Here is a 24756-nt window from a genome sequence, read left to right as displayed (position 1 = left end):
GCCCCGCCCGATCTGTCTGCTTAGCAGGTAAAGTTACTCTGCCGCCCAACCACCGACAGCTTTGATCTCGAGGAAGTCCTCAAGCCCAAAGACGCCGCCTTCACGCCCGTTGCCGGATTGCTTCATGCCGCCGAACGGTGAGCCCGCGCTGCGCGATTGTCCGTTCATTTCGACCATGCCCGAGCGCAGCGCCCGCGCCATGCGATTGGCACGCGCGCTGTCCTGCGTCTGAACATAGTTGGTCAGGCCATAGGGTGTATCATTGGCGATTTCGACAGCCTCTTCTTCGGTGTCGAAGGGGATCATGGTCAGAACCGGGCCAAAGATTTCTTCGCGGGCGATGGTCATCTGGTTGTTTGCATCGGCAAAGACCGTGGGGCGGACATAGTAGCCCTTGTTCAGCCCCTCTGGCCGTCCGGTGCCACCTGCGACCAGCCGCGCCCCTTCATCGATGCCTTTCTGGATCAGGTCCTGAATCTTGGTCCACTGAACTTCATTCACCACCGGGCCGATATGGCGGCCTTCCTCTGTGGCAGGGCCAACCTTGACCATGTTTGCGACCTCGGCCGCGGTTTCCACAGCCTTGTCATAGATCGGGCGTTGCACCAGCATCCGGCTGGGGGCGTTGCAGCTCTGGCCGGTGTTTTGCATCATGTGCAGCACCCCACGCTTGACCGCTTTTTCGTCCGCGTCCTCAAAGATGACGTTGGCCCCTTTGCCTCCAAGCTCAAGATGTACTTTCTTGAGGGTATCAGCCGCATTTTTGGAAATCGCGGTGCCTGCGCGGGTCGAGCCGGTGAAGCTGACCATGTCCACATCCGGATGGCCCGAAAGTTGCGAACCAACACCCGCGCCGTCGCCGTTGACCAGATTGAACACACCGGGCGGGAAGCCTGCCTCGTCCATCATCTCAGCAAAGATCATCGCGTTCAGCGGGCTTTGTTCCGACGGTTTCAGCACCATCGTGCAGCCCGCAATCGCAGCAGCCCCAACCTTGAGCGTGATCTGGTTCATCGGCCAGTTCCACGGCGTGATCAAAGCGGCAACGCCAACCGCCTCGTAAATGATGCGATCATTCGGCGCATGATCCCCCAGCGGGCGTTCAAATTCAAACGACCTGGCGGCGCGGATGAAGTTCTTCAGGTGATAGATGCCGGCACCCGCCTGCGCCGAGCGCGCCAGATCGATCGGGGCGCCCATTTCCAACGACATCGCCTGCGCCAGATCCTCTGCCCGGGTTGCATAGAGTTCGACCAGTTTTTCCACCAGCGCGATGCGGGTTTCCACTGGCGTGGCCATCCAGCCCGGCAGGGCGGCCTTGGCCGCGGCAACGGCCGCATTCGTGTCGGCTTCGGCGCCAAGCGAGATCACGGCGCAGGGGTCTTCGGTCGACGGGTTGATGACCTCGAAGTCATTGGGCTGCGATGGGGCCACCCACTGACCATTAATATAGAAATCCCGCTTTTCGATCATCCTGAGCCCTCCTGAAGGTCTGCCTGAAACCGGCTGTTCGGGGACACTCTGTCACCCATGCACAGGCTGAGCAATAGTGAATTTGATCAAATTATTTTCTGGCAATGCCCACGAATTCCGTATCCCCAAGCGTGATGGGCGGTTTAACCTGCACACAAAGTGATTAGGTTCCAAACAACCGATTCAGGTTTTTCACAGAGAAGGAGATGCCCCATGGGTTTGCGTATCAACGACACCGTTCCGAATTTCACGGCAGAAACGGATCAGGGCACCATTCAGTTTCACGACTGGATTGGCGACAGCTGGGCCATTCTGTTCTCGCACCCAAAGGATTTTACACCTGTTTGCACCACCGAGTTTTCGGCCGTTGCGCAGTTGAATGACGAATGGGCCGCGCGCAACACCAAGGTGATCGGCGTATCGGTCGATGGTGTCGAAGACCACAAAAAGTGGAAGAAGGACATCGAGGAATATGGCAAGGCCAAACCCGGCTTTCCGATCATCGCCGATGACGGTCTGGCTGTGTCCAAGGCTTTCGACATGCTGCCTGCCGAAGCATATCTGCCCGACGGCCGTACACCGGCTGACAGTGCCACGGTGCGTTCCGTCTTTATCATCGGCCCGGACAAGCAGCTAAAGCTGTCGATGACCTACCCGATGACCGTGGGCCGGAACTTTGCCGAAATTCTGCGTGCGCTTGACGGTTTGCAGATGTCGGCCAAGGGCGTTGCGACACCTGCCAACTGGGTGCCGGGTGAAGACGTGATCATCCCGCCAACCGTGTCGAACGAAGACGCCAAGGCCAAGTTTGGCGAGTTCGAAACGATCTTCCCCTATCTGCGCAAGACCAAAGCGCCGTCGTAAGCCGGTTGCCGGGTCAGGGGGGCTGTCTGCCCCCCATCGTGCCCGCTGGCACGATTCCCCCCGAGGATATTTTTTCGCCAGATGAAGCAGGCGGTTGTTGCAGTTCGGGCGACCACCGAAATGTCCTACCCGTGCTGTATTTTCGGGGTTTTCCGGGTGCCCCCGCGCCTGAGGCGCGAAGGCAAAGAGGGGCAGGAAACCGGAGAGAAACCTGACACCCGAAGCAATCAGAAATTATGGCGAATTCCGAAATTGATGCTGAAAGTATCCAGATCGTCCTCTACGTTGCCGGTCAAAGCTCCGTTGGGGGCCAGGCGCTGCGACGAAACAACAAAGGCACGGGCGTAACGGGCATCAACGGTGAACGCTGTCGACGCGTTGATGTCATATGCCACACCGGCGATCAGCTGGGCGGCCAAGGTGGTGTCGGAGTCGTCCAGCGCCACACCCGGCCCGTAAGAAAAATCCAGATCCGAATAGGTGGCCCCCAGACCAAACCCGGCAAACGGTGTCAGCACACCGGCCTGTTTGAAATCGAACAGTAGATTGGCAAATAACGAGGTTTGCGTGACGTCGCCCGAGATATTGCCCTCGGGCCCCGGACCATTGCCGGTAAAGTTCACACCATCCACGTCACTTTCGCTGTAAGACAGTTCCAGCTCGATCCGCGTTCCGATGATATCGTTGGACCATTGCGGGATTTCCTTGCCTATCGCGAGGCCCAGTCCGAAACCTGCGTCGAATTCGGTATCGACCGATTGCGTCGCGCCACCGATCGTCCCGGTGAAATCGCTGTCCTGTAGCTGGCTGTAGCCGATGAAGCCGTGAATATAGGTGCCGTCGCCCAGGCTCTGCGCGGCAAGCGCCGTTGCGCTGATCGCCAGAGCCGAAGAGGCGAGAATGAGGCGCGTGAACATAACCATCTCCAGTGTTCCAAAGTCCGCATGCCATGGATGTGGACGAGGCTGGCCCAAAAAGAAAGGCGCCGGGCCTTCACTTCGTTTCACAGGTTTTTAGGAATGTGTGAGTGAATAGACATGAGGTTCTGCCACTGTTTCAGGGCACATCCCTGATCAACGGTTCTGACAGGAGTTCGTCGACAAAAAAACTGAGCAACTGCACCCTGCTGGAAACGCCCGCCTTTCGATAGACCGCGGCGCTTTGGGCCTTGATCGTCCCTTCTTTCGTCTGTCGCATTCCGGCGATTTCCGCGATGGAAAGACCCTTGATCGTCAGCATGGCGACGTCACGCTCAGCATCACTGAGCTGCCACTCGCTGAACTGGGTTTCGATGACCTGGGCAAAGGCCCCTTGCGCCACTTGCAGTTGCCGCTGCATGTCGCGCACCCGTCTGGACTGGGAACGGATCAGGGCGATCGTGGCGCTCAGGCCGCCGACAAGCGCCAGCGACAGAAACAGTTCGAACGAATGAAGATGACGAAACCCTGCGCCGTCACCGCCTGTCCAATCCAGCACCGCATCCGTCATGAAAAAGGCGGCGCAGAGGGCCTGCACCACCAGAAGGAGCCAGAGCAAAGACGTTTGAGGTACTTTCATGCGGCCCCTTGGACGTTGCAGGTTCAGTCGTCGTCCTCTTCGAGCTCGATGGCTGTCACCACCCCGTCCGTGTCAGACAGAACCAGTTCAGTTTCCACGCCATCCTTGGTGAGTTCAACCTCGATCTTCCCACCTTCGAATTCGATCTCTTCGATCTGGTACCCCTGGGCTTCAAGCGCCGTGCGGATATCGGCTTCGCTTGTGCCCAGTTTGTCGCCCAGTCCGACATTGGCCAAAGCAAGAACCGGTGCGGTTGCGATCAATCCCGTCAGTGTCAGCAGTTTCAAGGTTTCCATATCGCATCTCCTTTTTTCGTTGTGGCGATGCGGTCGAACTGGGGATGGCAGCGGACACCTGCGATTGGTTTTTGGTTGAAACAGGGCGAATGGAACCAAGGTTTATGCCATTTGCGGCCGTTTGCGCGCGTCAGGTTCAGATTGCAATCAAGTTGTGATAGTTTGTTTTGCGGAAACATACGGGCATGTGACCAACGATGTCGGGCTTTCTGACTGTCCTGAACAGGAGAAAACCATGGCTTTTACAGATTGGTACGTCGAGGGAGAAAGCTTCGGAAACTGCAACTGCGGCTATGCCTGCCCCTGCCAGTTCGAGGAATTGCCGACGCATGGCGATTGCCGCGGCTTCGAGGTGCTTGAAATATCCTCCGGATATTTTGGCGAAACGGATCTGAGTGGAACCAAGGCTGCGTTGATCTATGCATGGCCCGGGCCAATATTCGAGGGTGGCGGCGAAATGCAGGTGATCGTCGACCCCGCGGCCTCACCGGCGCAGCGCGATGCGCTGGAAAAAGTCTTTCACGGCGAAGAAACCGAAGAGATGGCAACCCATTGGTACGTGTTCCGGGCCATGTGTGAGACGGTGCACGACACGCTGTACCTGCCTATCAAGCTTGAGATGGATATCGAAGGACGAACGGCCAGCGTTGCCGTTGGCGACGTTCTAAAGTCGACCGGGCGCCCGATTCAGGCCCCGCATGGTGGCGGCGAACACCGCGTACGCATCGATATTCCCGGTGGGATCGAATTCACCATTGCCGAGATCGGCAGCGCCTCGACCCGAGCCGATGCGGCGATCAAACTGGATCTGAAAGACAGCTACGGCCAGTGGCACCTGTTGAAACATGGCCCCGGTGGTGTCGCGCACTGACCTGCGGTCAGGCGGCTTTCGCGGATTCACTGGGGCGGATCTTCCAGCCCGGAACCGCCAGATCCGCCGACAGCACCCGGACTTCGAAGGGTTTGAGGACCGGCAATGCGGTCGAACCGTAACAGCCTTCACCATTGGCCAGTTCCGGGAACAGTTCGAACAGCTCGCTTCGGGTGGCGGGTGCCATTGCCCTAAGGCTGGTGTCGCCGGGGTAAAAGGACTCGGACCAGATTCCTTCGACATTCACCAACTCATGCTGATCAAAGAGGATATGAATGTACTCCACCCCATGTGCGGGCGTTTCCTGAACGATGGTATGCCCATTGATCAGGCCCTTTGCGGGGGCCAGCATCGCCGCTTCGCAATGCATAAGCTCCATCATGGTCGAGGTCACGGCAATGCGGTGCTGTGGGGAAATGACGAGATCGCGGCTTGGGCTGTTCGGCCCGAAACAGCCCGCCTTGATCCGTACAGGGGACAAGTGCGTGTTTCGCCGCAACTCAGCCGCGGACAACCGGCGCTTGCCGATCCAGCGGACCGGGCGTGCATGGCCTCCGGCGGTGATGACCGGGTCGCCGGGCTCCAGCGCCTCGACCCGGCGCAGCCCAGTTGTTGTCTGGATCAGAGATCCTGAGGTAAAACACACGAAAGAAGGCAAAGTGTCATACGCGGATGGCGGCGCGGTGCCAGAAAAACTGGTGTCTGAAATCGTGTCATTCAGTTCGGCTTGACCCGAAGTGACTATGATGTAACGCGGGTTTGAAAACTGGATCAGGATGAACGTGACCGGCGCGCCATCGACCGTGCCTGTGTAGTTTTCGAAAGTACTGAAATTCTGGGTCGAGCCGGAAAAGCCGGGAAGAGACCCGAGGTCAAGTTGCGAGCTGCCATCCGGGTCGGGATCTTGCAGCAGGGCGTCATTATCCGTGACTTCGACCGAATACGCAGCAGTAATATCAACACTGCGGTTGCTGAACGGGTCTGCGCTGATTTCGTAAACAGTAATCGATGCCACGGTCGAACAGCTTCCTTGAAAACGGCAATATACCCCTTAAGGTTGAGCTAATACACGCAATAAGTGTTAATAATTGATTTACCAAAGTTGCGGCGCAGTTAACCGTCCTGCTGCCGCGCAAACAAAAAGGCCCCGGATGAAACCGGGGCCTTCCGCTGTGGGTCAGAGGGGCAGATTACTCTGCGCTTTCCTCTTTCTTTTCTTTCTTCTCGGGAACGATCTCTTCGCCGGTTTCCTGATCGACAACTTTCATCGACAAGCGGACCTTGCCGCGATCGTCAAAGCCCAGCAGCTTGACCTTTACTTCCTGACCTTCCTTCAGAACATCCGACGGATGGTTCAGGCGGCGGTTTTCGATCTGGGACACGTGGACCAGACCGTCGCGCTTGCCAAAGAAGTTCACGAAGGCACCGAAGTCGACGATCTTGACCACTTTACCGGTGTAGATCTGACCTTCTTCCGGCTCGGCCACGATCGAATAGATCATGTCATAGGCCTTCTGGATCGATTCACCATCGGGCGAGGCGATCTTGATGACACCGTCGTCGTTGATGTCGACCTTGGCACCCGAAACCTCGACGATCTCGCGGATGACCTTACCGCCCGAGCCGATCACTTCGCGGATCTTGTCGGTCGGGATGTTCATGGTCTCGATGCGCGGGGCGTGGACCGAGAAATCGTTGGTCTCGGACAGGGCTTTGCCCATCTCGCCCAGAATGTGCATCCGGCCTTCTTTGGCCTGTGCCAGAGCGGTTTCCATGATCTGCGGCGTGATGCCGGCAACCTTGATGTCCATCTGGAGCGAGGTGATGCCGTTTTCGGTGCCCGCAACCTTGAAGTCCATGTCGCCCAGGTGGTCTTCGTCACCCAGGATGTCGGTCAGAACAGCGTATTCACCGTCATCTTCCAGGATTAGACCCATGGCCACACCGGCAACCGGTGCTTTCAGCGGAACACCCGCATCCATCATCGACAGCGAACCGCCGCAGACAGAGGCCATCGAGGACGAGCCGTTGGATTCTGTGATCTCCGACACCACGCGGATGGTGTAGGGGAAATCGGTCGGCGCAGGCAGAACCGCCTGAAGCGCGCGCCATGCCAGTTTGCCGTGGCCGATCTCGCGACGGCCGGGCGAACCAACGCGGCCAACTTCACCCACCGAATACGGGGGGAAGTTGTAGTGCAGCAGGAAGTTCGATTTGAAATTGCCGTGCAGCGCGTCGATGAATTGCTCATCGTCGCCGGTGCCCAGCGTGGTCACGGCCAGCGCCTGTGTTTCACCGCGGGTGAACAGGGCAGAACCGTGGGTCCGGGGCAGAATCGAGGTTTCCGCAACGATCGAGCGGACATCGGTGGTCGAACGACCGTCGATCCGCTTGCCGCCCCTGACGACGTCGCCGCGCAGAATGCCGGCTTCCAGCTTTTTCATCGCGGAACCGAGGTTGCCGTCTTCCAGCTGCTCTTCGGTCAGCGCCTCTTTGATCGCTTCGCGGGCGGCGGCAACGGCGGCGGTGCGCTCTTGCTTGTCGGTGATCGCGAAGGCGGCGCGCATCTGCTCTTCACCGGCGGCCTTAACGGCGGCATAAAGCTCGGAGTAATCCGGCGCCTGGAAGTCAAACGGCTCTTTCGCGGCTTCTTCCGCCAGCGAGATGATCAGGTCGATGACCGGTTGGATCTGCTCATGCGCAAAGTTCACCGCACCCAGCATTTCCGCTTCGGACAGTTCGTACGCTTCCGATTCCACCATCATCACGGCGTCTTTGGTGCCGGCCACAACCAGGTCCAGACGCTGTTCGGGGTTCAGGCGCAGGTCCTGCATGTCGTCCACGGTCGGGTTCAGGACATATTCACCGTCGGTGTATCCCACGCGGCAGCCCGCGATCGGGCCCATGAACGGTGCGCCCGAGATGGTCAGAGCAGCCGAAGCAGCAATCATCGCAACGATGTCGGGATCGTTGACCAGATCGTGGCTCAGCACGGTACACATCACCAGGACTTCGTTTTTGAAGCCGTCAACGAACAACGGACGGATCGGACGGTCGATCAGACGCGCGGTCAGCGTCTCTTTCTCGGTCGGGCGCGCTTCGCGCTTGAAGAAGCCACCCGGAACCTTGCCAGCGGCATAGTATTTCTCTTGGTAATGCACGGTCAGCGGGAAAAAGTCCTGACCGGGCTTCTGTTCCTTGGCGAAGGTCACGTTGGCCATGACGCTGGTTTCGCCCAGGGTGGCAATCACGCTGCCGTCAGCCTGACGGGCAACCTTGCCGGTTTCCAGTGTAAGCGTTTCCTCGCCCCACTGCATCGATTTCTTCGTTACATCAAACATATGCGTATCCTAGATGGGAGCACTCCCGCCCCTGCGGGTCTCCCGTTTTGCGTGGCGGCCCCATTGCCGCCGACCCCAATTTATCTTCCATTCGAGTGCCGGGGTCAGGGCACAACGTCTCAGATACCGCGCGCATACATGAGAATGCGTTGGAAGGAAAGCGAAACTGCATCGGATGGCCGTTTCATGCCGGGGCTGGCTTGTGCTGCCACCGGGTGCAAAAGTGTCAAGCCCGAACAACGTTCAACTTATCAAGTCGCTGTTGGTTCTTCAGGTCCGGGGTTACGGGAACCCGGAACAGCATGTAGCGCTAACATATCCGCAATCGAATGCATTTTGTAAAAATATGAAGGCAGTATAAGCTCTTATCACTAAGCCTGCGGTCGAAATGACGGAAACGCGCCAAGGGGGTTAACTAACTCATTCCCGTCCGCCGACCGAATACCTTGGCGTTTGCAGACAGCGAACAGAAGGGCAATCGAATGGCACAAACAAAGAAGATGCTGGATCCGGACCCCCGGATCTACGACTTCGAAACGGAATATGAACTGGGGCAGGATAACGTCCGGCCGTTTGGCTTGGACATTCACAACCCGGTCTTTCTGATCTCGAGTATCATGATCTTTGCGTTCGTTCTGATCGCATTGGCCAACCAAGAGGCCGCAGCTACGTTTTTCGGCTGGCTCCGGCCTTGGCTAACCAGCACGTTCGATTGGTTTCTGGTCCTTTCGGTAGATGCAATCACCCTGTTTTGCCTCGTTCTGATCATCCTGCCCGTCGGCAGTGTGCGGATCGGCGGCAAGGACGCCAAGCCTGATTATTCCTACGCCGGATGGATCGCGATGATGTTCGCCGCCGGTATTGGTATCGGTCTTTTGTTTTTCGGTGTGATGGAGCCGGTCTACTACAACTTTGCCGAAGACGGGAATGCGCGCCCACTGGGTATCGATATCGCTGTTCCGGGCAATGAGTATATCGGCGTTGTTGGAACCATTCACCATTGGGGGCTGGAAGGCTGGGCGGTTTACGCCGCAGTCGGCCTGAGCCTGGCGATTTTCAGCTACAATCTGAACCTGCCCCTGACTTTGCGTTCGGCCTTCTATCCAATTCTGGGTGAACGGGTCTGGGGCTGGTGGGGCCATATCATCGACACGTTGGCGGTTTTTGCCACGTTGTTCGGATTGACCACATCGCTCGGTCTGGGTGCTCAGCAGGTTGCCGCTGGCCTATACGAGGTCTTCGGCATCGAACCCAGCCCCACCGTCGTGGTTCTGCTGATCATTGGTATTACATTGATCGCGCTGGGCTCGGTTTTGCTGGGCATGGATGCGGGCGTCAAACGGCTGAGTGAGATCAATATGATCATGGCCGTGGGGCTGTTCCTTTTCGTCATCGCTGTAACGGGCATTGGCACCGCCATCGCGCGGTATTTCAACGTGATGACTGATTACGTGCTGCACCTGCCCGCGCTGTCGAACCCGTTCGGACGGGAAGACACCAGCTATTTCCACGGTTGGACGACCTTCTACTGGGCGTGGTGGATCGCATGGTCACCGTTTGTTGGCATGTTCATTGCCCGCATTTCAAAGGGCCGTACGGTGCGCGAGTTCGTAATCTGTGCGCTGCTGGCGCCAACAGCCGTCTGTGCCCTGTGGATGTCGACCTTCGGTGGCGCAGCCATCGACATGTTGAACGCAGGCGGAGCAGAAGGTGTGCGCGCGACCGTGATCGACAGCTACGCCCCCGAGGGAGCGCTGTTCGGTTTCCTGAAGGAGCTGCCGCTTTACGGCATCGTTGCCCCGATTGCCCTTGTCCTGATCGTCATCTTCTTTGTCACCTCATCCGATTCAGGGTCGTTGGTGATCGACACAATCACGGCAGGCGGCAAGATGGACGCGCCCGTGGTTCAGCGTGTGTTCTGGTGCACATTGGAAGGCCTGGTTGCCATCGCATTGCTGTTGGGAGGCGGTCTTTCCGCATTGCAGGGCGCGGCGGTTTCGACCGGCATCCCCTTTACGCTGGTGGTTCTGATAATGTGCTACTGCCTGTGGCTGGCGTTGAAATCAGAAAAGGCGAAAATGTAGAGCCGAAGATTTTTCCCATGGACGAGACGCCCGCCGATTGGTGGGCGTCTTCGGTTTTGTGGAGCCTGCATAAAGTGAAGAGATCTGCGCGGTGTCTTGACCGGAATTTTATACCCGTCAGCGCGAAGAAAACCGCACAGGTCGGGCTCTGCGCTTGATGCCGGATGCCGAACACCCGGGCGCAGGATGTCAGCAAAGCAGGGAAGCTGCCAACTTTACGCTGGCCGGGAAACTTGCCCGCTTTGCCGCATGTTCCGGAACATTGCTATTGCGTTGACATTGAATCCTCAGAATAGGACGTTCACGCGAAGAAAACCGCTTTGGACCACCCTTCGGAGGAATGAGTGTCAATTGTTGATGTCCTGGCTGCGCGCCTGATTGAAGATGTCAAATCCAATGACCTTTCAGGAAGCTTTCTGATGCTTGGGCGGCAGGATTGGATCGGTGCGCGCCGGTCTACGTCCGCCGCATTGTTCAGGGAAACCTTGCAGAAATACTTGCCCGGAGTGGCCGAAGCTGACCTTTGCAACCCGGATGATGGATATTCGGAAACGTTCTTTCGGAAACTTGGGTTCTTGGAAGTGGATTCGCTGGATTTTTCGGATTTCGAAGGTGCGAGCATCGTTCAGGATCTCGCGGGGGACTTGCCTGAAAATCTGGTTGGTCGGTTTGACGTTATCTATGACGGTGGAACATGCGAGCACGTGTTCGACTTGCCGACGGCCTACAGAAACATCGACAAGATGCTGAAGCCCGGGGGTGTGTTTATCGCACATTCGCCATCGAACAACTGGATCAATCACGGCTTCTATCAGATTTGCCCAGAGATCGTGTACGGTTTTTGGGTCAACGCCATGAACTATGAGGCTCTGAAATGCGTGTGGCAGCCATTGAGGCCATACGCCGCCCGTGACGTGGTGAAGATGACGGATCCCAACAAGACAAAGAAACGTCCGCGACCGCTGGGAACTTTTGGTCCGGGACTGCCTGTTCTTCTGGATTATGTGGTTCGAAAACCTGTTGCTGACACCAAGACAAGTACAAGTGTGTCGCAAAGTGACTATGCCACGCGCTGGGAAAACACGCAGAAAGCTTAGAACCAAGTGCCGCAACGGACATTCCCTGACGGCCACGGAATGCTCAGCTGCTCTGGCAAGTTAAGAGGGATGTATCGCTTGCGGCGGATCCAACGGAAAACGCCCGCCGGTTGGCGGGCGTTGAACCGGAAAACCCGGTTTCAGGTCATTTGCAAAAAAGCGCTTAGCGGCGGATGCCCAGCTTTTTGATCAGGTCCTGGTAACGTGCTTCTTCTTTGCCTTTCAGGTAGTCCAGCAGTTTGCGGCGCTGGGCAACCATCTTCAGCAGACCGCGACGACCGTGGTTGTCTTTCTTGTGGGTCTTGAAGTGCTCGGTCAAAGTGGTGATGCGCGAGGTCAGGATGGCAACCTGTACTTCAGGCGAACCGGTGTCGCCCTCTTTGGTTGCGAATTCTTTCATGACGCGTGCTTTTTCTTCAGCAGTGATCGACATCGGGGTCTCCTTCAAAGGTTAGAGTTGATGGCGCAGGCCGGGATGTCGTCCAGCACAGGCCCATGGAGAAAACCGCACCGATTCCGATGCGGATGGGCGCGTATAAGCGCATTTTCACCAAATGGCAAAGGGAATTTGCGGGCTCAGACCATCTGCCCGTACTGGGCCAGTTGCGCTTCGGTGATCAATTGTATGTCGGCCACCGTCATGCCTTGAGCCCCGTATACCTGCGCCACTTCCTGACCGTTGATCATGACCCGGGTCAGGTTGGCGTTTTCAGCGTCGGGTTCCACCTCGATCTCCGGGTCAGCCTCATCCTCCCAGGTGACAAGCAACTTGTCCTCACCGGGTTGGAATCCCATGACGGTCACGTCTTCGTCACCCGGGCTCAGCACGATGTCATCGGCGCCCTGCCCACCGTTAACCACATCCCCGCCGCCTGCCACAATGGTGTCGTCACCGGCGCCCCCATTCAGGAAGTCTTTTTCGGCTGCGCCTTCTTCGAGGCCAAAGACAAAGTCATCGCCGTCGCCGCCAAAGACCGTATCTTCACCTGCGCCACCGTTCAGGGCATCGTCTCCGAACCCGCCCTGCAACGCGTCATCATCGGCCCCGCCCGTCAGAGTATCGTCGCCCTGACCGCCATAAAGTTCGTCTTCGCCTTCGCCGCCATCCAGGGTGTCGTCCCCGAAATGGCCGAACAGGGCGTCGTCCCCCTCATTGCCGAACAGAAAGTCGTCATCCGCCTCTCCGTGCAGAACATCATCACCCTGACCACCCGAAATCGTGTCCGTACCTTCGCCCCCGTGCAGAACGTCATCGCCCTTGCCGCCGTCGATGGTATCATCGCCGCCAAACCCGTTGATCTGGTCAACACCGTCCTGACCGGTGACCTGGTCCGGGCCATCGCTGCCGGCAATCACGAGATCTCCTTCGAATTCAGAGATTACGGTGCCAGTGGATGGGGTTTCGATGTCGGGGTTTACCGGGTCTTCGACGTTTTCGCCAATATCAAGAAACTCTCCGGTGTCGGGTTCCGTTTCCGGGTCCTCGTTGGGCCCGTCCTCTGAAACGTCCTCGTCTTCGATCAGCATGTCGCTCATCGCGTATGCGGCACCGCCGATGGCGGCGAGTCCGATCAATCCGGCCAGAAACATGACACCTCTCCGATCGCAGAATGCTCCGAGGGTGAACATCCCATGCAATTGGCGATCGGGTCAAAGTCAAGTTATTGAAATGGTTAATACTTTATCACCATTGCTCGGGCTGTTGGCTGTAGGCGACATAAAGCGGGTGCTTGGGGTGGCCGTCTTTGGTCAAGCCCAGATGGAACAGCGGCTGGCCGGTGTTGCGCAACAAGGTCTCCACCGCCGGGCCCCGGTCCAGATGCGCACCATGGGTGCCCCAGGCGGCGATGACCTGATCGGCCCACCGAACACCTTCAAGAATGGCGGCGTCATTTTCCGGGCCTACCGGATCGGCAGCGGCACGCATCTTGCGCGGATCGGTGTCGCGCCAGGCAAAGATGTTGGTCACCTGAAACGCGCCGAACCCCAGCGCCCGGGCACGACGTTCGCAGCGTTCAACCGTCGGGTCGTTCTGCACTTCGGTCGCGGTAGACGGGTTCAACATGACAAACAGCGCCTTGCGCCCTGCCGGGTCCCACACGCGGGTCAGGCTATAGCGGTATTTCTCGCAGTCGGAGTAGATGGCGGTCGAGGGCGCATCGCCCTTGGTGTGCGTTCGGGTGATCATGCCTTTCGCCTAACACGCGGTTCAGGCGGCGAACACCCGGCTGGGATGCAATTCGCCTGATTTGTAAACCCCCACGGCCACGGCCTTGCCATCCAGCGAGGCCCATGCCTCGTCGCCGTATTCAACATCCGAGGCCAACACCATGCCCGGGTTGCCATTGCGCAGGCGGGTTGCGCCTTCGGGGGTGCATTTAAGCTCTGGCAGGTCGGACAGGCCGGCTTCCAGCGGGTGCAGATAGTCGTCCAGCGCCGTTGTCTTTGCCATTTCGTCGATCTGTTCGATGCTCACCCCGTCTTCGGCCTCGAACGGTCCGGACCAGATCCGGCGCAGTTCCCGGACGTGGCCGTGGCATCCCAGCGCTTCACCCAGATCGCGGGCGATCGAGCGGACATAACCGCCCTTGCCGCAGGTCATCTCCAACACCACGTGATCCGGGTCGGGGCGATCGACAAGGATCAGTTCCTCGACCCAAAGGGGCCGGGCTGTCAGTTCCACGTCTTCGCCGCCGCGGGCCAGTTTGTAGGCGCGCTGGCCGTCGATTTTCACGGCGGAAAACTTGGGCGGAACCTGCATGATGTCGCCCAGAAACGGGGTCAACGCCCGCTTGATGTCTTCGTCTGACGGGCGGGCATCGCTTTCGGCAATCACTTCGCCCTCGGCATCGTCAGTGTTGGTGGCCTGGCCCAGACGGACAGTGAAGGTGTAGGCTTTCAGAGCATCCGTGATGTAGGGAACGGTTTTGGTCGCCTCACCCAGAGCCACGGCCAGAACGCCGGTCGCTTCGGGGTCAAGCGTGCCCGCATGGCCCGCCTTTTTGGCATCCATCGCCCAGCGCACCTTGTTGACCACAGCGGTCGACGTCATGCCCGCGGGCTTGTCCACCACCAGCCAGCCGGAAATGTCGCGACCCTTGCGTTTGCGTCCCATATAGCACCTTCAATCTTGCTGAGGCGCGCGACCTAGCGGATCGCCATCGTCCTGTCAATTTCAAGGTGCGTCTTCGACCACACCCACGATCGGCCCCAGCGAAAACCCGACATCGGACCGATTGTTCGCGCGGTCATACATGCGAGAGATATTGCCATCGAAGAACAGCGCATTCGGAGTTTCCAGCACGTCGCGGAACAGACGGCCGAATTCGTGGAATGTGACGTAATCTTCGGAAATCACGAACACCGCACGGGTGCCATCGGTGCTGGTGCCCACCCCGTTGCGCACATAGTGCGAGGTCGAATCGGCCAGGAACCGGGGGTGCAATTCACCATCGATCACCAGCATCGGGCCGGATTGGCTGGCGAACCGGCAGTCGGGGGCCCGGTCGATGAAATCCAGCGTCTCGAACACGTCAGCGCGGCCCGCGCGGATGCAGAACACGCCGTTGGGCAGCAGGCCGAAATTGCCGGGGCCGGGGTTGGAGATCACCCGCATGACCTCTTTGCCGTTCTCGACATAATGGCCGACGGGCGAACGGTCATCGTGGTACATGCCCGCGTTCATGGCAAAGGCCAGACGCTTGCCGCCGGGGGCCAGCGCCTCGTTCACCGACGAGAAATGCCCCAGCAGATCCCCGTTTTCGTCGTTGAGAAACAGGCGCAGGTCTTCGTTTTCCGCGTCGACCTCGCAGACGGTATAGCGCTTGTCATCATGGGTCAGCTTTTCGCAAGTGACCGCAGAGGCTTGCGCGGCCCAGACAACCGCGCCCAATGTGACAAGTGCCCGGATCACTCGTCCAGATCGCGGCGCACCGCGTCCTGTTCGAACATGCGGCGGGTGTCGTCCAGACGATCGAACGTGTCATCAAGGCGGAACCGAAGATCGGGCGAGAATTTCAGGCCGACCTTTTTGCCAACCATGCGCCGCAGTTCACTTTTGTTGCGGGCGAGCAGATCGATCACGTCCTCCTGCCCTTTGCCGCCCAAGGGCAGCACATAGGCGGTGGCGATTTTCAGATCGGGCGAGGTGCGCACCTCGCCCACTGTGATCGACATGCGGTTCAGGTCGGGGTCGTGGACATCTCCGCGCGCTAGAACCTCGGACAGGGTGCGGCGGATCAGTTCGCCGACGCGCAGCTGTCGTTGGGACGGGCCGGGGCCATCGTGGAATTTGTTCTTTGCCATAATCCCCGATCTAAGCGCAAACCGGGGCTTTGCCAAGCGGGCGCGAACGAGGTAGGAGGCTTTGAGCAGTTTGCAGCAAGGGAATACCGCCATGACCCATATTCCGGGTATCGTCATCACAGGGGCTTCGGGCCGCATGGGGCAGATGCTGATCAAGACCGTAACCGACAGTGATCAGGCGCGTTTGGTCGGCGTGGTCGAGCGCACGGGGCATGACTGGGTCGGTCAGGATGTGGGCGAAGCCATGGGTGGCAAGGCGCTGGGCGTCAAAGTTACCGATGACCCGTTGGAAGCTTTTGCGCAGGCACAGGCGGTGATCGACTTTACCGCGCCCGAGGCGACGCTGGACTTTGCCGCTTTGGCCGCACAGGCGCGTTGCGTGCATGTGATCGGCACGACCGGCATGACGGATGAGCAGATCGCCGCGCTGGAACCGGCCTCGCGCCACGCGGTGATCGTGCGGGCAGGGAACATGAGCCTTGGCGTCAACCTGCTGGTGCAACTGACCAAGAAAGTCGCGGCTGCACTGGATGAGGATTTTGATATCGAAATCATCGAAGGGCATCACCATCACAAGGTGGACGCACCATCCGGCACCGCGCTGATGTTGGGCGAGGCCGCCGCCGAGGGGCGCGGCGTCAAACTGTCGGATGTGGCCGACCGGGGGCGGGATGGCATCACCGGTGCGCGCAAGCGTGGTGACATTGGCTTCCACGCCATTCGCGGTGGCGACATCGTTGGTGAACATGACGTACTGTTCGCCGCGCCCGGAGAGCGAATCGTTTTGCGCCATCTGGCCAGCGACCGCGCGATTTTTGCCCGCGGCGCGCTGAAGGCGGCACTGTGGGGGCAGGGGAAGGCGCCCGGTCAATATGACATGGTGGATGTGCTGGGGTTGTAGGCGCTTCCGTCAGATGTAGACGCGCACAAGGACATAGGTAAAGAAAACGGCGACCCAAAAGAGCACTGCGACAAGAATCGATGCGAAACCTAGCATAAATGATTGTAATAAATTGGCATTGGGGACGATCCTTATGCCATTGGGCACATTTAAGTCGTGGCACTTTTCAGCCATGAAAAAATAGTTGGCCGCCCCATAGGCGTTCAGAATCAGCCTTCTGCGTGATGGCGGAGAGCCGCGCGTTCTGATCCAGAACTCAATAAATTCATCTTTGAAGTTGAATATCGGGAAAACCGAAGCGAGCAAAATTGCTGCTGCCCAACTTGTAAGTGTCATGATTGTCACGAAACCAAACATGAACAGGAACAGGAGCCCCAAATTAAGTTCCTTTCGCAGTGCAACAGTTGCGTTTTGACAAGAGCAAAAACAGGCTTTCCAGAGGTACTTTTTTACCCTGTTCCAATTTAGTCCACTCGAATCTGGCGGTTTTGAGATGATTCCATCTACGTTCAGAGGATTTGCTGGGTTTTACGCGGTAGACGCTTTGTCTTGGGGCGCTAAGATCCAAGTATGCAAACCCTGAATTCTCGTGTGGCTATCGGGCTATTGCTGGCAGCGTTCTATCTGACTCTGCTGCCCTTTGTGATGCACGGGTTCGACACGATCGGCGTTGGGTTTTCGCAGGACGCCGCCCGGCACAGCTATTTGTTCGCTGATGGTAAGAATTTCGGCAATGCCGCGATGTTGGTGCACATTTTGGCAGGTACTTTTCTGGTCGCACTCGTCCCGCTTCAACTGTTGAAGGGGCTGCGGCTCAAGTACAATCGATTTCACCGCATGATGGGAGCTTGTCTGGTGGCGCTGGCATGGATCACCGGGCTGGCGGGCATGATCTATATTCCCCTGCGCGGAACCATCGGTGGGCCGCTGATGTCTGCCGCCTTTTTTCTGTACGGGCTGTGTCTTTTCACGGCTGCGCTGATGGTGGCGCGCAGGGCTTTGGAAGGGGATCGCGCAGGCCATTGGTCATGGGGATTGCGGTTGTTCTGGCTGGCGTTGGGGTCGTGGCTTTACCGCGTGCATTACACACTGTGGTATCTGCTGACCGGCGGGTGGGGGTCAGAACCCGATTTCTCGGGCCCGTTCGATCGGATTCAGAATTTCGCGTTCTTTGTGCCTTATCTGCTGGCCGTGCAGATTTGGATTGCACGCCGGCGCCCGAGGCATCAGGGGGCGTTGGTCACAAATCTCTGACTTTGTCTGCCCGCAGCGGGCAGGCCAGATAAACGCCGAACTCTTTGCCGATATCGGCGCTGACCCGCGCGTGGACCCGGCCCTGACGATCCAGAAAACGCTGGTTGTCCTCGACCGGGAAAATCCCCTCGTGCCAGATGCCGGGATGGATATAGAGCCCCTTTGACCCGTCACACCAGAACGCCACCACCTTGTCCGGGGTCAGATTGTCGCCAGGCAGGGCCGCGGGCACGATGAAGGGCTTGTTGTCCAGCGGCCAGAACATCTGCCCGCCATCGGGGTGATAGTTCATATGCCACAGCAACACTTGATCCCGTGGGGCCGTTTGTCGGTCGGTTTGCGCCTGCTGAGGGTCGGCGGACCAACCCAGCACGTAATGGCCTTTGACCGCCTCGTTCTCACCATAAAGCACGTCACCCTGCCAATCGCATTTGAACGTGCCTTCAACCCAGCCGCCTTCGTCACCCGTGCCGTCGTCAATCGGTCGCCAGCCCTGCTGCGGCCAGCGTACGATCTCGATTTCGAAGGTTCTGGGGTCGTCGACCAAACAGCCGTACCCCTTGACCGTGCTGTCCGTCGCCCGGATCAGAGGAACCTCGTGCCACGGCAGGGATGGCTTGGAACTGGCCTCGAAGATGTACTCGGGTGCGGTCATGATGCCCCCAGGTGCTTGTCGACCATGCGCTGCACCATAGGTGCGAAATGGGCGAAATCCGGTGTTTCCATATCCGCCCGTTTGCCGGCCTCATCCAGATACCGGACCTGAATGATGTCTTTCAGGTTCGGATTGGATTCGAAGGCGGCGACTTCTTCGGCGCTCATCGGGCCGCCTTGCAGTTCCAAGGTATGGACCGAGGCGGCAGAGAGGCGGTTGAAATATTCGGGCTTGGTGGCGCAGAGATACCGTTTGGCGGCCACGTGATATCGACAGCAATCGGTGATGACCGAAGGGAAGAACTGCTCCAGCACCTCAGCACCCGCATCTTCGTGGTGGCGATCTTCGGTATCATCGGGATGGTAGGTCCCGAACTCGGATGTGAAATGGCCGATATCATGCAACAAGGCGCCGACGATGATCTCTTCAGGCTGGCCGTTCTGTTCGGCGATGGTGGCGCCTTGCAGCATGTGCTGGGCCATGGTGACGGGTTCTCCAAGATATTCCTCACCGCCGCGGCGTTCGAAGATATCCCCGATGAAGGCGACGATATTGTCCCGGTTCAGGGTCGAGAAATCGGGCTTCATTCCGCTGCCTCCGGCTGCGTCATCTCCATCGCCGCCAGTGTGGACAGCAACCCGTCCTTGTCGGCATAGCATCCCTGCAACCAGCGCGAACCGGCACCGGAATAGCCCAGCCGCGCGTGCAGGACACGGGTGTTGTCGACGATGAAGCTTTCGCCCGGCTCCAGTTTGAACGACACGCCCATGGCCGGGTCGTCGATGATCTCGCCCAGTTGACGGTAAGCGGCGTAATAGGCCTCCATCCTGTCGAAAGGCACGTCCACGAATGGCGCTGAGGAACGGTTGTTGAAGCGAATGCCGACCAATTCGCCATCCGGCGACAATTCGATCATCGGACGGCGAGACCGCAGGCAGACACCGTCAGACCCCTTGTATTCAAACCGCGCCGGGTAGCCTGCCAGCAGCGCAAAACCTTCGGGGTTCTGCGCATGCAGCTTTTCGGCAGCGCGAAAGCCATCGACCACGATCGAGTCGCCCCCTTCGGCGCTGTTTTCCAGACAATAGAGGATTTGCAGCGTCGGCACAGGGTCGCGATAGGGGTTGTCGGTGTGGGCCTGCAAGCCAAGCCCAGTATAGGCGAGGTTGGTCGGGTTCACTTCCGTCCGAACCTCGAAATAAGGGCCATAGTTGGTTTCGCGGACATAGCCGAACAGGTCGGCCACTTTCAAAAGCGACTCTGGTTCGGTTGGCCCGCCCGTCAGCTTGGCAAAGCCGTAACTCGCCACAGACGCCAGCCAGCTGCGTTTGGCCGCAGGGCTGGCATGAACCTCGTTCCAGTCGCCACTGGGTGCGGCGATCCCGCCTTCCCAGGTGATGATGCCGGGGCCGGTGCGGCCCAGCGTGTCGTCCCGTTCGCAATCATAGTTGTGTTCGGCCAGCCATTCGGCCGGGAAGGTAACGGTTTTGTCTTCGGGCTGGAACGTGACCTGAAGGCCGCCCGCGACAACCTCGGCTGAACTGACCGAGATGTCAGCAGGGATATCGCCGATGGTGATCAGCCGCTGGCCGTTGCCCGGGGCCCGGGTTTCCGGGTCCAGCGCGTTGTCGCGCAACCAGACGGCGTGAAAGCGGGCTTGCGTTCCTGTGTCGAACGCGACGGTGACGACCGAAGTGTCATGGGTGGCGGTGCGCAGCATTTGGGGTCTCCTGTTCGGCGCGAGCTTTGGTTGAGCAGATACGCTTTTCATGGCATTACGACAATTAATCCTTATTTCGGCTGAGGCTTGGAAAATCTAATGGCTAGGAAAAAGATCGGGCTACCGCCATTGGACTGGCTGCGCGTGTTCGAGGCCGCCGGGCGTCTTGGTGGGTTCTCGGCAGCAGCCAAGGAATTCGGGCTGACGCAGGCCGCTGTCAGCCAGCGGATCGGCAACCTCGAAGCCTGGCTGGGCCGATCCTTGTTCGTGCGCGAGGCGCGGGGCGTGTCACTGACGGTCGAAGGTGAAAGCTATCTGCCTTTGGTGCAGGACAGCCTTCGCGCGCTGGAGCGCAATACCGAGGACCTGTTTGGCAAATCCCCGCGCGAGCTGCGCGTGGCCGGCTTGTCGTCGAACATCCACGCACTGGTTCTGCCGGCGCTGACTCGGTTTCACGAGATGCAGCCAGGGGTTCGGGTGATGACCGACTCGGTCGCGCGCCGGTCGTCTTTGGACGAAGAACGAACCTGGCTGCAAATCCGATATGGTCGGGGTATCTGGGCCGGGCGTGATGCCGCCCTGATCGCGTCTGAGGTCCTTGCCCCCATGGCGCCGCCGGGTGTCAATTGGGGCGCCCCATTGATTGACCTGCGCGGAGAACGCCCCGGCTGGAGAGAATGGAGCCAGAAAAGCGGCCAGCAGGACCTGCCGCAATCAAAAATCAGCTTTGATTCGATGGAACATGCGATTTCGGCTGCGCGGCGCGGCATGGGTGTGGTTTTGGGATCGGTTCCCTTGGCCCTTGCCGACCTGCAAGAGGGTCGGTTGCGGCGGCTGGATTTACCCGAATTGCACACGAAAGACGGGTACTGGCTGACCTGGCCTGAAGACCGGGCGAAGTCCAGAAAACAGCGTGCCCTGATCAAGGATTTCCTGAATGCGCTGCGTGGTTGACCGTTCAGAAATCGATGGCGATGCCCTTCTTTTCCCAGTCACCGTAACGGGCCGGGTCCGGTCCGTCCCGGCCACCCAGCTCTTTCGGCAATTCCCGGGCCTCGGCTTTGGCTTTGCGGCGGCGTTCTTCCGCTTCTGCCAGGGCGCGCTGGGCGGCGGGGGGCAAGTCTTTGCGGTCGTCACTCATTACATCGGGTTCCTTTCCTTGCGCAGTCTTGATATACGCCCGCGTCCGCCATTGGCAATGCGGACGCAGGTCACATGAAGGCGGTACCATGTCTAACAGCGCGACAGCAGCACGGCGCAGCGCAATCTATCTTCTGGATCAGGTTCTGGGCGAAGGTCGCCTGCTGGCCGAGTGTCTGGCGGCGGGCGCAGTGGATCGCTTGGAACCCGAGGATCGCGCGCGTGCCCAGCGACTGGCGTTGGAAACACTGCGTGGGCTGGAACGGGCCGACCGCCTGCTGGCCAACCACCTGAACCGAACACCCGCTCTGACGGTCCACAACGCGCTGAGACTGGGTGCGGTCGAACTTTGCAACGGCGAAGCCGCCCATGGCGTCGTCAACTCCATGGTCGAGATCGTCAGCCGCTCGCGCAAGCATGGTCGCCTCAAGGGGTTGGTGAATGCCGTTCTGCGCAAGGTTGCGGCAGAAGGCCCCGAGGCGTGGCCGAAGATGCGCGTTCCGCGTTTGCCGGACTGGTTGCGTGAACCGCTGATCGCAGCGTGGGGCACGGATGCCGTAACCGGAATCGAGCAGGCACATTTCGCGGGTGCGCCACTGGACCTTACCTTGAAACCAGGGGCGAAAGGCCCCTCAGGCGAGATCCTTCCGACCGGGTCGGTGCGTATAAAGGACGCGGGTCAGGTCTCGACCCTGCCGGGGTACGAAGCAGGTGACTGGTGGGTGCAGGACGCCGCTGCGGCTTTGCCGGTTCGCGTTCTGGCCCCGAAGGCGGGCGAAAAAGTGCTGGATCTCTGCGCGGCCCCAGGTGGGAAAACGATGCAGCTTGCGGCCGCAGGGGCCGATGTCACGGCACTTGACGTATCGGACTCACGGATGGAACGGGTGCGCGAAAACCTTGCAAGGACCGGCCTCAGGGCGAAGGTCATCGTGGGCGATGCGCTGGAACACGAGGGCCAGTACGACGCGATCCTGCTGGACGCGCCGTGCTCGGCCACGGGTACGATTCGCAGACATCCTGACTTGCCGTTTGCCAAGGACGGTTCGGAATTCGGCGGCCTGATCGAGCTCCAGTCGCGCATGTTGTCCCATGCGTGGGGCTTGCTCAAACCCGGTGGGCGCCTGGTCTATTGCACCTGTTCCCTGCTGCCGGACGAGGGGGAAGTTCAGGTGGAAGAGGCGCTGGACATGTATTCGGACATGAGCGTGGATCGCGACGCGCTGAACGTACCCGGTGTCGAAACGGATTGGATCACCGAGGAAGGCGGCTTGCGATTGCGACCGGATTATTGGCCGGATCGGGGTGGTATGGACGGGTTCTATGTCGCGTGTCTGACCAAATCCGTCTGAACGCACGCTTTTCGATGACTTGACGATCGGCGCGGTCTATCGTTGGGTCTCAAGCGCCAGCAGAGCGCAAGGGGCAGAGTAACACGCGTCATGTCGAAATCAGACACCATGGCCAGTCGGTGGATGCGGTTTCAGAACCGTTTCTATGCGCACCTGAGCCAACGGCAAAAGGCGGTCACAGGGTTTGTTGCGCAACCGGATCCGCGCTCGGTGGGTTCGTTCGCACGTGGCCGGCAACTGGTTGCCGGAAATCTGTTGTTCGCCGGCTATCTGGTCGAGGCCGAAGATACCGGGCTTTGGGACGTCACCGCCCCCAGCGCCGGCTTTGACGAAGAACGTCACGGCTTTGCGTGGCTGGATGATCTGGCCGCGGTCGGAGACATGCGTGCGCGGGAAAAGGCGCAGCGCTGGGTCTGGGGATGGATTGAATCTCATGGCCGCGGGCAAGGGCCCGGCTGGGCGCCTGATCTGACCGGACGTCGGGTGATGCGCTGGATCAACCACGCGCTTTTTCTGCTGCGAGGGGCGGATGAAAAACAAAGCAAACTGTTTTTCCGCTCGTTGGCCCAGCAAACATGGTTCCTGTCCAAGCGCTGGCATGCCGCGACCCCGGGACTGCCCCGGTTCGAGGCGCTGGCCGGACTGGTACAGGCCGGGCTGGCGCTGGAGGGTCTGGAGCGGATGGCCGACCCGGCCCTGCGCGCCCTGGCCGGGGAATGCGACCGTCAGGTGGATGCGCAGGGCGGAATTCCAACCCGCAATCCGGAAGAATTGCTCGAGGTGTTCACGCTGCTCAGCTGGACTTCGGCGGCGCTGAATGATCTTGGTCGCGGGACGCCTGCCGCCCAGGCCAATGCGATCAAACGGATCGCGCCGACCTTGCGCAGCCTGCGCCACGCGGATGGGGCGTTGGCGCGGTTTCATGGTGGCGGGCGCGGTGTCGAGGGGCGACTGGAACAGGCCCTTGCGCAAAGCGGCGTCAAACACAAGGCGGCCACCGAATTGCCGATGGGCTATGCCCGTCTGTCGGCTGCACGCACCACGGTGATCGTGGATGCCAGCATACCGCCGTCGGGGGCGGCCTCTTACAATGCGCATGCCTCTACTCTGGCGTTCGAGTTGACCTCGGGGCGGCGGCCGCTGATCGTGAATTGCGGGTCGGGGGCCAGTTTCGGGCTGGAATGGCGCCGCGCAGGACGGGCGACGCCGTCGCACTCGACGCTTTGCCTGGATGGGTACTCAAGCGCCCGGCTGGCCAACCCGGTGTCGGGGCGTGAAGCGCAGGCGCTGGTGGACGCGCCACAGGAGGTGCCCGTTGATTTCGAGGATGCGTTCGAGGGGATCCGCTTTATGGCGGGGCACGATGGATACGCAAAGGTCTTTGGTCTGACCCATGCGCGGACCTTTGAGTTGCGATTTGACGGGCGCGAGCTGACGGTCGAGGATATTCTGCTGACGGCGACCGACAAGGCAAAGCGTCAATTTGACAAGGCGATGGACGCTTCGGGCCTCAAAGGCATTGGCTATGACATCCGGTTTCACCTGCATCCGGATGTCGATGCGGCGCTGGATTTGGGCGGTGCGGCGGTATCGATGGCGCTCAAAAGCGGTGAAATCTGGGTATTCCGCCATGACGGCGTTGGAAAATTGTCCGTCGAGCCAAGCGTTTACCTTGAAAAAGGGCGTTTGAAGCCACGCGCGACAAAACAGATCGTTCTATCCGGGCGCGCAATGGAGTATGCGACGCGCACCCGGTGGACTCTGAGCAAGGCACAGGACACAGCCTATGCCGTGCGCGATACGCATCGGGACGAGCCCGAGTTAGACTGACGCCAAAAGGACCTTTGGA

Annotated in this window: 25 protein-coding genes and 1 pseudogene; 9 read left to right on the top strand and 17 right to left on the bottom strand. The window is 59.3% G+C overall.

Going from position 1 to position 24756, the window contains the following annotated elements; translation table 11 throughout:
• Positions 1-33 precede the first annotated feature (33 nt).
• Positions 34-1473: an aldehyde dehydrogenase family protein gene (locus GOW31_RS18070; RefSeq protein WP_171172005.1), complete on the bottom strand. Its 1440-nt coding sequence runs from the start codon at positions 1471-1473 to the stop codon at positions 34-36.
• Between the two features lie 213 nt (positions 1474-1686).
• On the opposite strand from GOW31_RS18070, the gene GOW31_RS18065 reads away from it, so the two are divergent.
• Positions 1687-2337 (top strand): peroxiredoxin, encoded by a 651-nt coding sequence (locus GOW31_RS18065; RefSeq protein ID WP_171117162.1) that lies wholly within the window; start codon positions 1687-1689, stop codon positions 2335-2337.
• A gap of 227 nt (positions 2338-2564) precedes the next feature.
• Here the strand turns inward: GOW31_RS18065 and GOW31_RS18060 are convergent, their stop codons facing one another.
• The 3 genes from GOW31_RS18060 to GOW31_RS18050 form a co-directional block, all read right to left on the bottom strand.
• Entirely contained in the window at positions 2565-3254 is a 690-nt protein-coding gene (locus GOW31_RS18060; RefSeq protein ID WP_171172003.1) for an outer membrane protein, read from the bottom strand.
• A gap of 139 nt (positions 3255-3393) precedes the next feature.
• Positions 3394-3894: a helix-turn-helix transcriptional regulator gene (locus tag GOW31_RS18055; RefSeq protein WP_171117166.1), complete on the bottom strand. Its 501-nt coding sequence runs from the start codon at positions 3892-3894 to the stop codon at positions 3394-3396.
• 23 nt (positions 3895-3917) lie between these two features.
• Positions 3918-4190: a PepSY domain-containing protein gene (locus tag GOW31_RS18050; protein ID WP_171172001.1), complete on the bottom strand. Its 273-nt coding sequence runs from the start codon at positions 4188-4190 to the stop codon at positions 3918-3920.
• A gap of 235 nt (positions 4191-4425) precedes the next feature.
• On the opposite strand from GOW31_RS18050, the gene GOW31_RS18045 reads away from it, so the two are divergent.
• Positions 4426-5061: a DUF1326 domain-containing protein gene (locus GOW31_RS18045; protein WP_171171998.1), complete on the top strand. Its 636-nt coding sequence runs from the start codon at positions 4426-4428 to the stop codon at positions 5059-5061.
• Positions 5062-5275: 214 nt separating this feature from the next.
• Here GOW31_RS18045 and GOW31_RS22130 read toward each other — a convergent pair.
• Both GOW31_RS22130 and pnp read right to left on the bottom strand, forming a co-directional pair.
• A pseudogene (locus tag GOW31_RS22130) lies at positions 5276-5707 on the bottom strand (Hint domain-containing protein); the annotation flags it as partial.
• Positions 5708-6251: 544 nt separating this feature from the next.
• Positions 6252-8402 carry a polyribonucleotide nucleotidyltransferase gene (gene pnp, locus GOW31_RS18035; protein WP_171171993.1) on the bottom strand — a complete coding sequence of 717 codons (2151 nt, stop codon included), beginning with the start codon at positions 8400-8402 and terminating at the stop codon, positions 6252-6254.
• Between the two features lie 482 nt (positions 8403-8884).
• On the opposite strand from pnp, the gene GOW31_RS18030 reads away from it, so the two are divergent.
• Together GOW31_RS18030 and GOW31_RS18025 are read left to right on the top strand one after the other, a co-directional pair.
• The gene (locus GOW31_RS18030) at positions 8885-10486 is read left to right on the top strand and encodes a BCCT family transporter (protein ID WP_152459384.1); all 1602 of its coding nucleotides are present in this window, start codon (positions 8885-8887) and stop codon (positions 10484-10486) included.
• 344 nt (positions 10487-10830) lie between these two features.
• Positions 10831-11583, top strand: a complete 753-nt coding sequence (locus tag GOW31_RS18025) for a class I SAM-dependent methyltransferase (RefSeq protein WP_171171991.1) — start codon at positions 10831-10833, stop codon at positions 11581-11583.
• Between the two features lie 163 nt (positions 11584-11746).
• Here GOW31_RS18025 and rpsO read toward each other — a convergent pair whose 3' ends face one another.
• From rpsO to rbfA, 6 genes are all read right to left on the bottom strand, one after another.
• Positions 11747-12016: a 30S ribosomal protein S15 gene (gene rpsO, locus GOW31_RS18020; RefSeq protein ID WP_152459381.1), complete on the bottom strand. Its 270-nt coding sequence runs from the start codon at positions 12014-12016 to the stop codon at positions 11747-11749.
• Between the two features lie 143 nt (positions 12017-12159).
• Positions 12160-13173, bottom strand: coding sequence for a calcium-binding protein (locus tag GOW31_RS18015; RefSeq protein WP_152459380.1), 1014 nt, complete (start codon positions 13171-13173; stop codon positions 12160-12162).
• 94 nt (positions 13174-13267) lie between these two features.
• Positions 13268-13771, bottom strand: a complete 504-nt coding sequence (locus tag GOW31_RS18010; RefSeq protein ID WP_152459379.1) for a DUF1643 domain-containing protein — start codon at positions 13769-13771, stop codon at positions 13268-13270.
• A 21-nt stretch (positions 13772-13792) separates the two neighbouring features.
• The gene (gene truB / locus GOW31_RS18005; RefSeq protein WP_171171989.1) at positions 13793-14698 is read right to left on the bottom strand and encodes a tRNA pseudouridine(55) synthase TruB; all 906 of its coding nucleotides are present in this window, start codon (positions 14696-14698) and stop codon (positions 13793-13795) included.
• A 60-nt stretch (positions 14699-14758) separates the two neighbouring features.
• Complete coding sequence (locus GOW31_RS18000; RefSeq protein ID WP_171171987.1) at positions 14759-15496, bottom strand: phosphodiester glycosidase family protein; 738 nt, start codon at positions 15494-15496, stop codon at positions 14759-14761.
• A complete protein-coding gene (gene rbfA / locus GOW31_RS17995) occupies positions 15493-15888 on the bottom strand; it encodes a 30S ribosome-binding factor RbfA (RefSeq protein ID WP_152459376.1) in 396 nt (131 codons plus the stop codon). Before rbfA ends, GOW31_RS18000 begins: the two co-directional genes overlap by 4 nt.
• A 91-nt stretch (positions 15889-15979) precedes the next feature.
• Between rbfA and dapB the strand changes: the two genes are divergently transcribed.
• A complete protein-coding gene (gene dapB, locus GOW31_RS17990) occupies positions 15980-16789 on the top strand; it encodes a 4-hydroxy-tetrahydrodipicolinate reductase (protein WP_171171985.1) in 810 nt (269 codons plus the stop codon).
• Positions 16790-16798: 9 nt separating this feature from the next.
• Here dapB and GOW31_RS17985 read toward each other — a convergent pair whose 3' ends face one another.
• Positions 16799-17167, bottom strand: coding sequence for a hypothetical protein (locus GOW31_RS17985; protein ID WP_171171983.1), 369 nt, complete (start codon positions 17165-17167; stop codon positions 16799-16801).
• A 192-nt stretch (positions 17168-17359) separates the two neighbouring features.
• On the opposite strand from GOW31_RS17985, the gene GOW31_RS17980 reads away from it, so the two are divergent.
• Entirely contained in the window at positions 17360-18043 is a 684-nt protein-coding gene (locus GOW31_RS17980; RefSeq protein WP_171171981.1) for a DUF2306 domain-containing protein, read from the top strand.
• Here the strand turns inward: GOW31_RS17980 and GOW31_RS17975 are convergent.
• From GOW31_RS17975 to GOW31_RS17965, 3 genes are read right to left on the bottom strand one after another with little or no spacing between them, the layout of a single operon-like run.
• The gene (locus tag GOW31_RS17975; RefSeq protein WP_171171979.1) at positions 18030-18698 is read right to left on the bottom strand and encodes an ureidoglycolate lyase; all 669 of its coding nucleotides are present in this window, start codon (positions 18696-18698) and stop codon (positions 18030-18032) included. The two genes, GOW31_RS17980 and GOW31_RS17975, sit on opposite strands and share 14 nt — an antisense overlap.
• Complete coding sequence (locus GOW31_RS17970) at positions 18695-19285, bottom strand: HD domain-containing protein (RefSeq protein WP_171171978.1); 591 nt, start codon at positions 19283-19285, stop codon at positions 18695-18697. The genes GOW31_RS17975 and GOW31_RS17970 overlap by 4 nt, the downstream gene beginning before the upstream one ends.
• The gene (locus tag GOW31_RS17965) at positions 19282-20418 is read right to left on the bottom strand and encodes a TauD/TfdA family dioxygenase (RefSeq protein WP_171171975.1); all 1137 of its coding nucleotides are present in this window, start codon (positions 20416-20418) and stop codon (positions 19282-19284) included. Before GOW31_RS17965 ends, GOW31_RS17970 begins: the two co-directional genes overlap by 4 nt.
• A 99-nt stretch (positions 20419-20517) precedes the next feature.
• Here GOW31_RS17965 and GOW31_RS17960 point away from each other — a divergent pair, with 99 nt between their 5' ends.
• Positions 20518-21372 carry a LysR family transcriptional regulator gene (locus tag GOW31_RS17960; RefSeq protein ID WP_171171973.1) on the top strand — a complete coding sequence of 285 codons (855 nt, stop codon included), beginning with the start codon at positions 20518-20520 and terminating at the stop codon, positions 21370-21372.
• Between the two features lie 4 nt (positions 21373-21376).
• Here GOW31_RS17960 and GOW31_RS17955 read toward each other — a convergent pair whose 3' ends face one another.
• Entirely contained in the window at positions 21377-21559 is a 183-nt protein-coding gene (locus GOW31_RS17955) for a DUF1674 domain-containing protein (protein WP_152459369.1), read from the bottom strand.
• Positions 21560-21647: 88 nt separating this feature from the next.
• Here GOW31_RS17955 and GOW31_RS17950 point away from each other — a divergent pair, with 88 nt between their 5' ends.
• Together GOW31_RS17950 and GOW31_RS17945 are read left to right on the top strand one after the other, a co-directional pair.
• A complete protein-coding gene (locus GOW31_RS17950) occupies positions 21648-22907 on the top strand; it encodes an RsmB/NOP family class I SAM-dependent RNA methyltransferase (protein ID WP_171171971.1) in 1260 nt (419 codons plus the stop codon).
• A gap of 90 nt (positions 22908-22997) precedes the next feature.
• On the top strand, positions 22998-24737 hold the full coding sequence (locus GOW31_RS17945; protein ID WP_171171969.1) for a heparinase II/III family protein: 1740 nt from the start codon (positions 22998-23000) through the stop codon (positions 24735-24737).
• The last annotated feature ends 19 nt before the right edge of the window (positions 24738-24756 follow it).

Source organism: Ruegeria sp. HKCCA0370 (assembly GCF_013033705.1).
Lineage (GTDB): Bacteria > Pseudomonadota > Alphaproteobacteria > Rhodobacterales > Rhodobacteraceae > Ruegeria.
The sequence above is the reverse complement of the archived record's forward strand: the minus strand, read 5'-3'. Positions and strand labels throughout refer to the sequence as shown.